Origin of the sequence: Bacteroides sp. B1-V-101 (assembly GCF_023656585.1) — a bacterium.
GTDB lineage: Bacteria > Bacteroidota > Bacteroidia > Bacteroidales > Bacteroidaceae > Bacteroides > Bacteroides thetaiotaomicron.
In genome coordinates this window covers 160,276-173,690 of sequence record NZ_JAMOKH010000005.1, presented here as the reverse complement: position 1 = coordinate 173,690, position 13,415 = coordinate 160,276, and the positions used below count along the sequence as shown (strand labels likewise).

Here is a 13,415-nt window from a genome sequence, read left to right as displayed (position 1 = left end):
GTAATAATAAAAACGTTCAATCTATCACTTTTTTCGGTTTTTTTCTGATAAAAAGAACATCCCGTCTCTTTTTCCTCCCATAAAAGTCCTGCACTTTTATGACATTTTGCTATTTATATATCGTTTATATTATTATATTTGCAAAAACAACAGCATAAAACCAGCATATGACCCCGTTAAATACTTCCGTATTGTTAATATACACCGGTGGAACAATTGGAATGATTGAAAACACCGCAACAGGCGCATTGGAGAACTTCAACTTCGAGCAACTCCAAAGGCATATCCCCGAATTGCAAAAATTCAACTTCCCGATTGATACTTATCAGTTTGACCCTCCGATGGACTCTTCGGACATGGAACCCGATATGTGGAGAAAGCTGGTACACATTATTCATGAGAACTATGATCTCTATCATGGCTTCGTCATTTTGCACGGAACGGATACGATGGCTTATACAGCCTCCGCCCTGAGTTTTATGCTGGAAGGACTGGACAAACCTGTGATCCTTACGGGTTCCCAACTCCCGATAGGGGTGCTCCGCACGGACGGAAAGGAAAACCTGATGACAAGTATCGAAATTGCCGCCGCACAGGATAAGGACGGGAAAGCACTCGTTCCGGAAGTCTGTATCTTCTTTGAGAATCATCTGATGAGGGGAAACCGTACGACAAAGATGAACGCCGAAAACTTCAACGCATTCCGTTCATTCAATTATCCGGTATTGGCGGAAGCGGGTATTCACATTAAATATAATCAGGCACAGATTCATGTCAACAAAAGCAAGCAGGAGTTAGTGCCACATTATTTATTGGATACGAACATCGTGGTTCTCAAGTTATTCCCCGGCATTCAGGAGAATGTAATAGCTACGATGTTAGGGACCAAAGGATTAAAAGCGGTCGTACTCGAAACGTATGGTTCCGGCAATGCTCCCCGAAAGGAATGGTTTATCCGCAGGCTTTGTCAGGCCAGTGCGCAGGGGATTGTCATTGTCAATGTAACCCAATGCAATGCCGGAATGGTGGAGATGGAACGTTACGAAACAGGGTACCAGCTGCTACAGGCAGGAGTGGTCTCCGGATATGACAGTACGACAGAGTCGGCCGTGACTAAATTGATGTTCTTATTGGGACACGGATATACTCCGGATGAGGTTCGTGATTGTATGAATCGGTCGATAGCTGGTGAGATCACTTTATAAGGACCTTTTGTTTAATGCATTGAACAAATTTTATCCGAATTTGTTTTGCGCGTTGAACAAATTATGCCTATTTTTGTATTCCATAGAAAACAAATAAGGATATGGATACACTAATCAGAAGATATAAAAGGTTACTAACAGCCACTTCCACTACTTATATCAGGAGCTTAATGGATACAATCAATTGGGATAACCGACTGATTGCCATCCGCGGAGCACGTGGAGTCGGAAAAACGACTTTAATGCTTCAGTACCTGAAACTTCATTATGCAAACGATAGTCAGAGCGCTTTATACACAAGCCTGGATAGTCTGTATTTCACTCAACATACGCTTAGCGAATTGGCTGAACAGTTTTATCTGAAAGGAGGAAAATGTCTCTTTCTGGATGAAGTACATAAATATCCATCCTGGAGCAAGGAGATTAAAAATATATATGACGAGTTTCCCGAACTGAAAATAGTATTCACAGGCTCCTCCTTACTTCAACTTCTGAATGCAGAAGCAGATTTGTCACGCCGATGCATATCATACAATATGCAAGGACTCTCTTACCGTGAATATCTAAAGCTATTTCATCAGATTCATATCCGTCCCTATACATTGGAAGAGATCTTGGAGAGCAGTGACGGAATTTGCAATGAGGTCAACTCTCAGTGCAGACCACTGGCTCATTTTGAGGATTATCTGAAACATGGGTATTATCCTTTTTATCTGGAAGGAAATGCAGAGTATTATACACGAATCGAGAATATAACGAATTTGATACTTGAGATTGAACTTCCCCAACAATGCGGAGTAGATATCAGTAATGTACGGAAATTGAAAAGCCTGTTAGGCATCCTTTCCTCCGAAGTTCCGTTTATGGTGGATATCACTAAGCTCTCTGCCCTGGCAGAACTCTCGCGTACCACCATTCTGGCCTATCTGCAATATTTGGACAGAGCCAAGTTAATTCATCTTCTTTATTCGGACAATGACTCTATCAAAAAGCTACAAAAACCGGATAAGATATACATGGAAAATACCAATTTACTTTATGCGCTGACTTTCAAGGATGTGAACAAAGGCACATTGAGAGAAGTATTTATGGTGAACCAACTTTCTTATCTGCATAGAGTAGAATACTGTACACGTAGTGCAGACTACACGATAGACAGCAAATACACGATAGAAGTTGGCGGAAAAAGTAAGGACGGAAAACAGATAGCTGGCAGCAAAAAGGCATTTATAGCCGCAGATGATATAGAATATTCAGCAGGAAACAAAATTCCGTTATGGGCATTCGGGTTCTTATATTAAAGGAAAAAGAAAATGGCAAAAGAAAAAACCGTATATGTATGCAGTAACTGCGGACAGGAATCACCCAAATGGGTGGGTAAGTGTCCGTCGTGCGGAGAATGGAATACGTATGTAGAAGAAATCGTACGGAAAGAAACGACCAACCGCCGTCCGGTATCGGGCATCGAGACGCAGAAAGCGAAACCTGTTATCCTCAGCGAAATAGAAGCCGATGATGAGCCGCGCATCAATATGCACGACGACGAACTGAATCGTGTATTGGGCGGAGGACTTGTGCCCGGCTCTCTGGTTTTGATCGGCGGCGAACCGGGAATCGGAAAATCGACACTCGTCATGCAGACTGTCTTGCGTATGCCGGACAAGAAGATTCTCTATGTATCCGGTGAAGAGAGCGCACGACAGCTGAAACTACGCGCCGACCGCCTTTCGGAAGTCTCCAGCGACTGTCTGATCGTTTGTGAGACTTCACTTGAACAGATTTACGTGCATATCAAGAACACCAGTCCCGACCTGGTCATTATCGACTCCATACAGACTATTTCCACGGAAAATATTGAATCATCTCCCGGAAGCATTGCCCAGGTAAGGGAATGTTCGGCATCGATTCTCCGTTTTGCCAAGGAAACGCATACACCGGTCCTGCTGATCGGACATATAAATAAAGAAGGCAGTATTGCAGGCCCAAAGGTACTGGAGCATATTGTAGATACAGTTCTCCAGTTTGAAGGAGACCAGCATTATATGTACCGTATTCTGCGAAGCATCAAGAACCGATTCGGAAGCACTGCCGAACTAGGTATTTACGAAATGCGTCAGGACGGATTACGTCAGGTCAGCAATCCTTCGGAGTTATTGTTAAGTCAGGATCATGAAGGGATGAGCGGAGTAGCGATTGCTTCTGCTATCGAGGGAGTACGCCCGTTCCTGATTGAGACACAGGCGTTGGTGAGTTCTGCCGTCTATGGAAATCCTCAACGGTCGGCAACCGGCTTCGATATACGGAGAATGAATATGCTTCTGGCTGTTCTCGAAAAGCGTGTAGGCTTCAAGCTTGCGCAGAAAGATGTGTTTCTGAATATTGCAGGAGGATTGAAGGTGAATGATCCGGCTATTGACCTGGCAGTGATCAGTGCCATCCTTTCTTCCAATATGGATGCGGCTGTCGAACCGGAAGTCTGTATGGCAGGAGAAATCGGTCTGTCGGGAGAGATACGCCCCGTGAATCGAATAGAGCAGCGAATCGGAGAAGCGGAAAAGTTAGGATTCAAACGGTTCCTGCTTCCTAAGTATAACCTGCAAGGGATTGACACCCAAAAACTAAAAATAGAATTAGTACCTGTAAGAAAGGTGGAAGAGGCATTCAGAGCACTCTTCGGATAAGTTTTAATTAATATAAATCCATGACACAAGAATACCAACTCCGCATCCTTCCCGAAATCGCAGCAAACGAACAGCGACTGAAAGAATATATATCTAAAGAAAAAGGCATTAACCTGCGTAATATCACTGCTACCCGAATACTGAAACGGAGCATCGATGCACGTCAACGGACTATCTTTGTCAACCTGAAGGTACGGGCATACATTAATGAGATGCCCAAGGAGGATGAATACGAACGCACTATATATAATAATGTGGAAGGCAAGCCACAGGTTATCGTAGTAGGTGCCGGTCCCGGCGGACTGTTTGCCGCCTTACGCCTCATCGAACTCGGACTACGTCCGGTTATCGTAGAACGGGGAAAAGATGTGCGCGAACGGAAAAAAGATCTGGCACAAATCAGCAGAGAACATACCGTAGATCCGGAATCGAACTATAGTTTTGGCGAAGGAGGCGCAGGAGCCTATTCGGATGGAAAACTTTACACCCGTAGCAAGAAAAGAGGAAATATAGACAAGATACTGAATGTATTCTGTCAGCACGGAGCTTCTGCGGCTATACTGGCCGATGCCCATCCTCACATTGGGACAGACAAACTCCCGCGTGTCATTGAGAATATGCGGAATACGATTATCGAGTGTGGTGGAGAGGTGCATTTTCAGACCAGAATGGATGCACTGATTATTGAGAACAACGAAATCAAAGGTATTGAAACCAACACAGGAAAGACTTTTCTCGGTCCTGTGATACTGGCAACCGGACATTCCGCAAGGGATGTATATCGCTGGCTGGCTGCAAACGGTGTTACGATAGAAGCCAAAGGAATCGCTGTCGGTGTCCGGCTGGAACATCCGGCTATGCTGATCGACCAGATACAATACCACAATAAGAACGGGCGGGGGAAATACCTTCCTGCTGCCGAATACAACTTCGTGACACAAGCTGAAGGCAGAGGAGTTTATAGCTTCTGTATGTGTCCCGGCGGTTTCGTTGTTCCTGCCGCCAGCGGACCGGAACAAGTTGTAGTAAACGGAATGTCTCCTTCTAACCGCGGATCGCGTTGGAGTAACTCAGGAATGGTGGTAGAGATTCAACCGGAAGATTTTATAAGTGGAGAGTTGAAAATGGAGAGTGGAGAGTTGGCTGCGCAACAAAATGCGCAGTTATTAGCCATTAATCCATTGCTGAGCAATTCTCAGCTCTCAACTCTCAAGACTCAACTTACTCCCCTTCACTTTCAGGAGGAGTTGGAACGTCAATGCTGGTTGCAGGGTGGCAGGCGCCAAACGGCACCGGCGCAACGTATGCTGGACTTTACTCGCAAGAAATTAAGTTTTGATTTACCGGAATCTTCCTACAGTCCGGGGCTGATTTCTTCTCCGCTTCATTTTTGGATGCCGGATTTTATCAGCAAAAGATTATCTCTCGGTTTTCAGCAGTTTGGGCGTACCAGTCACGGTTTCCTTACGAATGAAGCGGTGATGATTGGTGTGGAAACCCGCACTTCTTCGCCAGTCCGCATCGTACGGGATAAGGAGACGTTACAGCACGTCACTGTTCGCGGACTGTTTCCCTGCGGAGAAGGTGCAGGGTATGCAGGTGGAATTGTTTCGGCAGGAGTCGATGGAGAACGGTGTGCGGAAGCGGTAGCTAATTATATCAATCATTAATAAATATTCTACGGTCAAATGAACTACAAACCTGAAATAGCCATTATCGAGTCCAATACCCTCACTTGTCTCGGACTGAAAAGTATATTGGAAGAAATTATTCCAATGGCAACTATCCGTACTTTCCATAGTTTCAGTGAACTAATGGATGATACCCCGGACATGTATGCCCATTACTTCATCTCGGCGCAAATCTATGTTGAACACAATGCCTTCTTCCTCCCCCGAAAGCGGAAAACAATTGTGCTGGCCAGTGACAGCCCGCAATTCCAACTGTCGGGTGTGCCTGTACTCAATATCTACGAACCCGAAGAGAAACTGGTGAAAAGTCTTTTGAAGCTTCATCAACATGCACACCACAACGGCTATCCTGTAAAAGATATGCCCCCGATTGCCATGCCGGAGGTACATCAGGAAATCTTATCTGCCCGTGAGATAGAAGTACTGGTTCTGATTACCAAAGGATTAATCAACAAAGAAATTGCCGACAAACTGAATATCAGTCTGACTACCGTCATCACCCACAGGAAAAATATCACGGAAAAACTTGGAATCAAGTCTGTATCAGGATTAACCATCTATGCAGTAATGAACGGATACATAGAGGCGGACCGAATCTGACTTCTTAAAAAATGAAGCATAATCCTAATAAATGAGGATTGCCTACCTTATATATTTGCCGTTACTTTGCACCAGACAAATTAACTGCGAATGAAAACAAAGAATATTATGATTGCCCTCGCACTCCTGACGACAGGAACAACATGGGCTGAAGATTTCCCTAAAGATTCTCTTAAAGTAGTAGACATCGAAGAAGTGGTAGTGATCGCCACTCCGAAAGAAAACCGGAAACTACGTGAGCTGTCGGCAGCTACAACTGTATTGTCACAGAAAGACATGCAGGCTAACCAAGTGAACTCCGTGAAAAGATTATCCGGACTCATTCCGAATATTTTCATTCCGGAGTATGGATCAAAGCTGACTACTTCTATCTATATTCGGGGGATTGGTTCACGTATCAACACACCGGCTATCGGACTCTATGTAGACAACATCCCCTATATTGATAAATCAGCTTTCGATTTCAACTACTCCGACATAGAACGTATTGATGTACTCCGCGGTCCGCAAGGAACTTTGTATGGACGTAATACAATGGGCGGGCTGATCAAGGTACACACCAAGTCACCTTTCACATATCAAGGTACAGATATCCGTATGGGAGCAGCAACTTATAATGACTACAATGTATCGTTAACACATTACCACCGTATATCCGACCAATTCGCCTTTTCTACCGGAGGATTCTACGAACATACCGGAGGATTCTATCAAAACTCTACACGCAATAATGAACGGGTAGACAAAGGCAATGCAGGAGGTGGACGGTTCAGAGGTATTTATCTGCCGAAAGATAACCTTAAACTAGACTTGAATGTCAGCTACGAATATAGTGACCAAGGAGGATATCCTTACTTTTACACAGGCATCACCCAGGAAGGCGTCAACAAGGGAAAGACTGAAGAACGGGAAGAAATGATCGGAAAGATTGCATATAATGATAGAAGCAACTACTACCGTAACCTGCTGAATGCAGGATTTAATGTCGAATATCAAGCCAAGAATTTCATCCTAAGCGCTGTTACCGGTTATCAGCATCTGAAAGACCGAATGTTTCTCGACCAGGACTTTACTGAAAAGAACATATTCAATCTTACCCAGAAGCAGAAACTAAATACTATTTCAGAAGAAATTGTGCTTAAATCGAAGCCCAACCGTAAGTGGGAATGGACAACAGGTATCTTTGGATTCTATCAGACATTGAATACAGACGGTCCGGTTACCTTCAAAGAAGACGGGGTAAAAGAAACTATTGAAGGAAATACCAACAGCATCTTTGAAAATTTAGGGAATAAAGCACCTAAGATGAGCATGAGTGTTCTTAACCCTACGTTAAGAGTCAGTGGCAACTTTGATACTCCAATATGGAACGGAGCCATTTTTCATCAATCAACCTTCAATAACCTTTTTACCAAAGGACTATCCTTCACTGTAGGTCTTCGTCTGGACTACGAAAAGATGAGTATGAAGTACAATTCGGCAAGCGACCCACTCAACTTCGACTTCAACTTTGCCATGGGCCCTATGGTTATTACCGCCAAAGACCTGATAGCAGATGCTGCCTACAATGGTAAACTATCTGAAGATTATGTCCAATTATTACCCAAGTTTGCCTTACAATACGAATGGAGAAAAGGCAATAACGTTTACGCTACAGTATCCAAGGGTTACCGTTCGGGAGGCTATAACGTCCAAATGTTTTCTGATATAATCACCGGGCAACAGGCGCACTCGATGGTAGAAGCCATTAAAAAAAGCGCGGAGTTCGAAAAATACAGCACATTGATTGAAGGAATGATAGGAGACAAAATGCCTGCTATACCCGAAGTAAAAGATGCAACAACCTATAAACCGGAATATTCATGGAATTATGAGGTGGGTACTCATCTCACTTTGTGGGAAGGAAAACTCTGGGCCGACCTTGCAGCTTTCTATATGGATACCCGTGACCAGCAACTCTCTCAATTTATCGGCAGCGGTCTTGGACGTACCACAATCAATGCAGGCAAAAGCAACAGCTACGGTGCAGAAGCATCCCTCCGCGCCAGCCTGACCAACGAACTAAGTCTGAACGCAAGTTACGGATATACGTACGCCACCTTTACCGACTATATTATAAATGAAGCAGACAAAGATGGCAACCTAACAGTAAAAGCTGACTACAACGGCAAATATGTTCCCTTCGTCCCCAAGCATACGCTTAATATCGGAGGAGAATACGCCATCACCTGTAGCTCCCGTTCCATCTTCGACCGTGTTGTATTCCAAGCAAACTACAATGCTGCCGGACGCATCTACTGGACGGAACTGAATGATGTTAGCCAATCTTTTTACGGCACACTGAACTGGCGTGCAAATCTTGAAAAAGGGAATGCAATGATCAGCTTCTGGGCACGTAACTTCCTGGACAAAGACTATGCAGCCTTCTACTTTGAAACGATGAACAAAGGATTTATGCAGAAAGGACGTCCCGTACAATTCGGAATAGATCTCCGCTGCCGATTCTAAGAAATAACAGATCAACTGTTCATATAGTCCTTTGGAGACATACCAGCACAGCGCTTAAAGAACTTCCCGAAGAATGATTGATTCGAGAAGTTCAGCTGTTCGCTGATCTGCTGAATGGTCAGCTGACTATCATTTAGCTCAAAACCGTACGGGCATGAACATGAGCTCTATAACATTGCCAACAGAACTCTATATAGCTAGATCTCAACAACTTATAGTTTCCTATCATTTCCTGCAATGGAAACTGTCGTTTCCCGGTGAGGGAACGGCCGTTCCTTTTAATGGAAACGACCGTTCCTTTTAAAGGGAACTGCCGTTTCCTCCGAGGAAACCAACGCTTGCTCCATATAATACTGATGCTTGATCTATATGGACTAACAACTTATCTATGAACAGACTGCATGAGAAAGGTAGCGCACAATTAAAGTATTCTTTGATAAGCAATGCGCTCTGTCCCGTTCTTGACATAGATGATGCCACAGCGCTGAAAGCCGTATTTCGCCAGAATATGCTGCATAACTTTGTTATCCCGATGTGTATCCACACGGATATTCTCAAAATGTTCAAAGCACCAGTTCAGACAGGCTTCCGATACGCCTTTCCTTTTACCGCTGGCAGCCATCCGGTGGATGACACCGTAAGGTTCGTCATTAAGCCATGCACCTTCATAAATATTCAGATAAGTAGGATCTTCGCCTAATATAAAGCAGAAAGTTCCCAATATTTCCCCTTGTTCGTCCGTACAGACAAAACTATGACCGTCTTCTATCTCCTGACGGATAAATGATTCGGACGGATAGCCGTCAATCCATTGGGTTGCATTCCCATTGGCACGCATAAAAGCACGGGCATAATCATAAATCTCCATCACCAAAGGGAGATCTTTCAATTCGGTAAGTCTGATTTCCATCATTCAGAAGTATGATTTGAATATAAAAACAAGATATAAAAGATTATTCATTAATCGCTCCGCAATGGGGGCAAATACCTTTCTCCTTCAACTTCTCCCCACAATGTCCGCAACGATACTTATAGCTGATATTCCGATGCACCTTCTTCGCAAAAACCCAGATAAAGAATGCAAGGAACAAATAACCGATATAAATATGTGTCATCAGGATAAAGAAGAAATAGCAGAAAATACAACTGGACATCAGTCCCAGCAGATAAAAGACCGCAGCGGCGGGAGTCAACTGCCGGAACAGGTCATCAAGCACCGCCAAAGCGACAATCAGAAACAACCAGATGCTCAACAAAAAGACTGAAAGTATAAAAGGCACTTTAAAAGGCGATAAGGTGGGATTGAAATAGAAATGTTCCCACGTATCCGGCACAAAGACCTGCATTGATTCGTAAACCGTCGCACTGAAAGCCATCAACAGGCAAAGAAACAACGGATAGACACTGTCAATATCATTAAAATAGACCAGCTGCAACTGCTTCCGGCGGAAAGCGCGAAACAGATAGACTCCGACAAACAACGCGAAGATAATCATGAAATAAGAAGCATGCGTATCACTGAAAAAATGGATAGCCTGCGAAATACTGTCCGTCGGCACAAACGATTCTTTCAATTCTGTTTCACGTATCCACCCCTGCTCCTCTTGTGTATGCGCCAGCTTTACCCAGACACTGTCCACACTATCGGCAGGGTGAATGGCAAACTCGGCAACAACCACCCGATCTCCTTTATACAATGCAATGTAGGTGTCCTTGATGGGCAGGCACTCCATTGTTACCGAGTCGGTGGTTACTTCCAGATTCGTATTCCAGGTATAATGCCGGTCATAAAGATAGTTCAGAGAATCTCTTGTCTTCTCCGACAGTTCCTCGGAAGTAAGATCGGGACGCGTATAGTGACAGGATGAAAGGAACAGCAGAGTCAGCAACATCCCCACGACAGAACAGCACAAAGCTGTACGAAACTTATCTCTGCCAAGAACAAGCTCCGTTAAACTCCGCATATCTCTGCCGGGGAATCGTTTCATTGTGCCGCTTTTACTTTCATTTGACAGTTTTTGCAATCGAATTCAAGGCGGAAACGTTTTCCGTCATTCGATACCAGATAATAGGGCTCTTTATAAGGCGAGCGCACTCGCTGATGGATAGGGCACCAGCCCATGCTATAACGCAGGCAGTGTTTGCAGAACATCAGCACGGCATCTTCCACCCGTTCCTTTTCATAAGCCTCAGCCACTTGCTGCACTCCATGTTCCCGATAAAAAGAAGCTGCACGGGTGTTCATCACGTTTCCCAAATAAGTAAGTGCAGCCTGCGGATAATCATGTGAAGTCGGCTTCCAGACAGCCAGTTCCTGACGATAATTGATACGTCGGACAGCAATCAGCTTTTCTATCGCCTGGCGGCGGAAGTCCGCCAAAACAGAAGCCGGTAAGAACCAATTCTCCGAGAAAGAGATCTCGATCTTTTCCGCTTCGAAAGGCGTGTTACCCAATTTAGCAAGCTGCGTCTTCAAGTTATCAGCCTGTGGAGTCCGAGCCGGCTCTTTCTCACGAGGCAGAGTGAGCGTAACGCTGTTATCGTCCTCATCCGTCAGTGTCAGAGAGAAACCGAAGTTGTTGTCTGCAAGCAGTATGTTAACGGCAATCTTCCGTTCGGCCGACTTGCGGGAAAGTATGCGTTCAAACTCCTGATCGAAGTTGCGATAGAGCTTGGTACGGGGCTTGATGCGGGGCATTTCCTGAGGATAAAGTTTGTTTCCATCCACCCGATTAATCCGGAATCCCTGCAAACGTCCCTGTTCATCAATATAGCAGACACCGTCTCCGTTATTAAATGATTTCAGTCCGGCAACGGTCAGAAAGTTGCCACGGGCTTCTTTCATTGTACCCATCTCCTCTCCCAATGATTTCGGAGTATCAAAAGAAAAAATATCCTCACTGCGTCCATGCAGGAAGTAATGAGTAAATCCACGACTGAAACTCTTGTCCAGCTGCGGTTTAAAATCGAAACGGCAAGTGCCGGAAGAAGCGCGCACATATTCCGGTCGGCGGGCAAAGATAGCATCTAGTTTCTGACGATAGGCAGCCGTTACATTCTTCACATAAGACACATCTTTCAGACGTCCTTCTATTTTGAATGAGGAAGCTCCGGCATCCAGCAACCGTTCCAGTTCATCACTCTGATTCATATCTTTCAAAGAGAGCAAGTGCTTGTCTTTCACAATCACTTTTCCTTCCGAATCGACAAGACTGAAAGGCAAGCGGCAAAACTGCGCACACTCTCCCCGATTCGCACTGCGCCCGAAACAAGCCTGACTAACGTAGCACTGACCGCTATAGCTTACGCAAAGCGCCCCGTGTACAAATACTTCCAGCGGAACTTCGGGACAAATTTCGTGTATCTTCCTTATTTCACGAATCGACAGTTCCCGTGCCAGAACAACCTGACGGAAACCCGCTTCCCAAAGGAACTTCACCTTTTCCGGTGTCCGATTGTCCATCTGCGTACTGGCATGAAGAGGTATCGGCGGAAGATTCAGTTTCGTGATTCCCATATCCTGCACAATCAGGGCATCCACGCCAACCCGATACAGGGCATGGATCATCTCCTCCGTCTCTTTCAACTCTTCTTCTTTCAGAATCGTATTGACTGTGACATAGATACGGGCATTATACAAGTGAGCATGTTTTACCAACGCTTCGATATCTTCCAGAGAATTCACAGCCGCTGCACGGGCGCCAAATTTAGGTGCACCGATATATACGGCATCTGCTCCGTGATTGATAGCTTCGATACCACATTCCAGATTCTTCGCCGGGGCGAGAAGTTCTATTTTACGCTGCTTGATCATTCAATATCATTAATGTTGTAAGGCGTTTCCTGATAAACAAAGTAGTTCAGCCAGTTGGAGAACAAAAGGTTGGCATGAGCGCGCCAACGGACCAACGGACCTTTGTCCGGATCATCATCTACGTAATAGTTACGGGGAATTTCGATCGGCAGTCCTTTACCCAGATCACGACGATATTCCGTATCCAAGGTATAGGGAGAGTATTCCGAGTGTCCGGTCACGAAGAACTCACGTCCGCCACGTGCCATAGCCATATAAACGCCCGCATCTTTCGATTCGGAAAGCAATGTCAGTTCCGGCACTTTGAGGATATCTTCCCTGCGTACTTCCGTATGGCGGCTATGCGGCACATAGAAGCAATCGTCAAAGCCGCGGAAGATAGAATGGAAAGGTTCCAACACCCGATGTTCGAAGATACCGAACATTTTCTGGTCCAGTGAATACTTGGGAACTCCGTAGTGATGATACAGTCCGGCTTGCGCAGCCCAGCATATATATAAGGTAGACGTCACGTGCGTACGTGCCCAATCAAATATTTCGGTAATTTCCTCCCAATAAGTCACCTCCTCGAAGTCCATCTGTTCCACAGGAGCACCGGTGATGATCATGCCGTCGTATTTCTCGTTACGCATTTGCTCGAAGTCGGTATAGAACGTTTGCATATGTTCTATCGGCGTATTCTTGGATGTATGACTCTTGATCTTCATAAACGAGATTTCTACCTGGAGAGGCGTATTCGAGAGCAGCCGCACCAAGTCTGTTTCCGTTGTAATCTTCAACGGCATCAGGTTCAGAATCACAATCCGCAACGGACGAATATCCTGTTGCGTAGCACGCGAAGTATCAATTACGAAAATATTCTCTTCCTTCAATAATTCTATTGCAGGAAGCTTATCGGGTAAATTTAAAGGCATAA

At 44.9% G+C, this 13,415-nt stretch carries 10 protein-coding genes and 1 pseudogene; 6 read left to right on the top strand and 5 right to left on the bottom strand.

Translation table 11 applies throughout. The annotated features are described in order from the left end of the window. Positions 1 to 167: 167 nt before the first annotated feature. From NBH01_RS06370 to NBH01_RS06345, 6 genes are all read left to right on the top strand, one after another. Entirely contained in the window at positions 168 to 1,205 is a 1,038-nt protein-coding gene (locus NBH01_RS06370; RefSeq protein ID WP_074859600.1) for an asparaginase, read from the top strand. 101 nt (positions 1,206 to 1,306) lie between these two features. Beyond that, on the top strand, positions 1,307 to 2,506 hold the full coding sequence (locus tag NBH01_RS06365) for an ATP-binding protein (protein ID WP_008763756.1): 1,200 nt from the start codon (positions 1,307 to 1,309) through the stop codon (positions 2,504 to 2,506). Between the two features lie 12 nt (positions 2,507 to 2,518). Further along, a complete protein-coding gene (gene radA, locus NBH01_RS06360) occupies positions 2,519 to 3,886 on the top strand; it encodes a DNA repair protein RadA (RefSeq protein ID WP_008764082.1) in 1,368 nt (455 codons plus the stop codon). Between the two features lie 20 nt (positions 3,887 to 3,906). Next, on the top strand, positions 3,907 to 5,556 hold the full coding sequence (locus NBH01_RS06355) for an NAD(P)/FAD-dependent oxidoreductase (RefSeq protein ID WP_250700034.1): 1,650 nt from the start codon (positions 3,907 to 3,909) through the stop codon (positions 5,554 to 5,556). Positions 5,557 to 5,574: 18 nt separating this feature from the next. Next, a complete protein-coding gene (locus NBH01_RS06350; protein WP_008763753.1) occupies positions 5,575 to 6,177 on the top strand; it encodes a response regulator transcription factor in 603 nt (200 codons plus the stop codon). Positions 6,178 to 6,267: 90 nt separating this feature from the next. After that, positions 6,268 to 8,685, top strand: coding sequence for a TonB-dependent receptor (locus NBH01_RS06345; protein WP_250700033.1), 2,418 nt, complete (start codon positions 6,268 to 6,270; stop codon positions 8,683 to 8,685). Between the two features lie 11 nt (positions 8,686 to 8,696). On the opposite strand, the pseudogene NBH01_RS06340 reads toward NBH01_RS06345, so the two are convergent. The 5 genes and pseudogenes from NBH01_RS06340 to metA form a co-directional block, all read right to left on the bottom strand. Beyond that, positions 8,697 to 8,822, bottom strand: a pseudogene (locus tag NBH01_RS06340) (helix-turn-helix domain-containing protein); the annotation flags it as partial. A 284-nt stretch (positions 8,823 to 9,106) separates the two neighbouring features. Beyond that, on the bottom strand, positions 9,107 to 9,595 hold the full coding sequence (locus tag NBH01_RS06335) for a GNAT family N-acetyltransferase (RefSeq protein WP_055300723.1): 489 nt from the start codon (positions 9,593 to 9,595) through the stop codon (positions 9,107 to 9,109). A gap of 43 nt (positions 9,596 to 9,638) precedes the next feature. After that, on the bottom strand, positions 9,639 to 10,673 hold the full coding sequence (locus NBH01_RS06330; protein ID WP_080973812.1) for a zinc ribbon domain-containing protein: 1,035 nt from the start codon (positions 10,671 to 10,673) through the stop codon (positions 9,639 to 9,641). Beyond that, the gene (locus tag NBH01_RS06325) at positions 10,670 to 12,499 is read right to left on the bottom strand and encodes a peptidase U32 family protein (RefSeq protein WP_011108288.1); all 1,830 of its coding nucleotides are present in this window, start codon (positions 12,497 to 12,499) and stop codon (positions 10,670 to 10,672) included. Before NBH01_RS06325 ends, NBH01_RS06330 begins: the two co-directional genes overlap by 4 nt. After that, on the bottom strand, positions 12,496 to 13,413 hold the full coding sequence (gene metA / locus NBH01_RS06320; RefSeq protein WP_074859828.1) for a homoserine O-acetyltransferase MetA: 918 nt from the start codon (positions 13,411 to 13,413) through the stop codon (positions 12,496 to 12,498). Before metA ends, NBH01_RS06325 begins: the two co-directional genes overlap by 4 nt. Between the last annotated feature and the right edge of the window lie 2 nt (positions 13,414 to 13,415).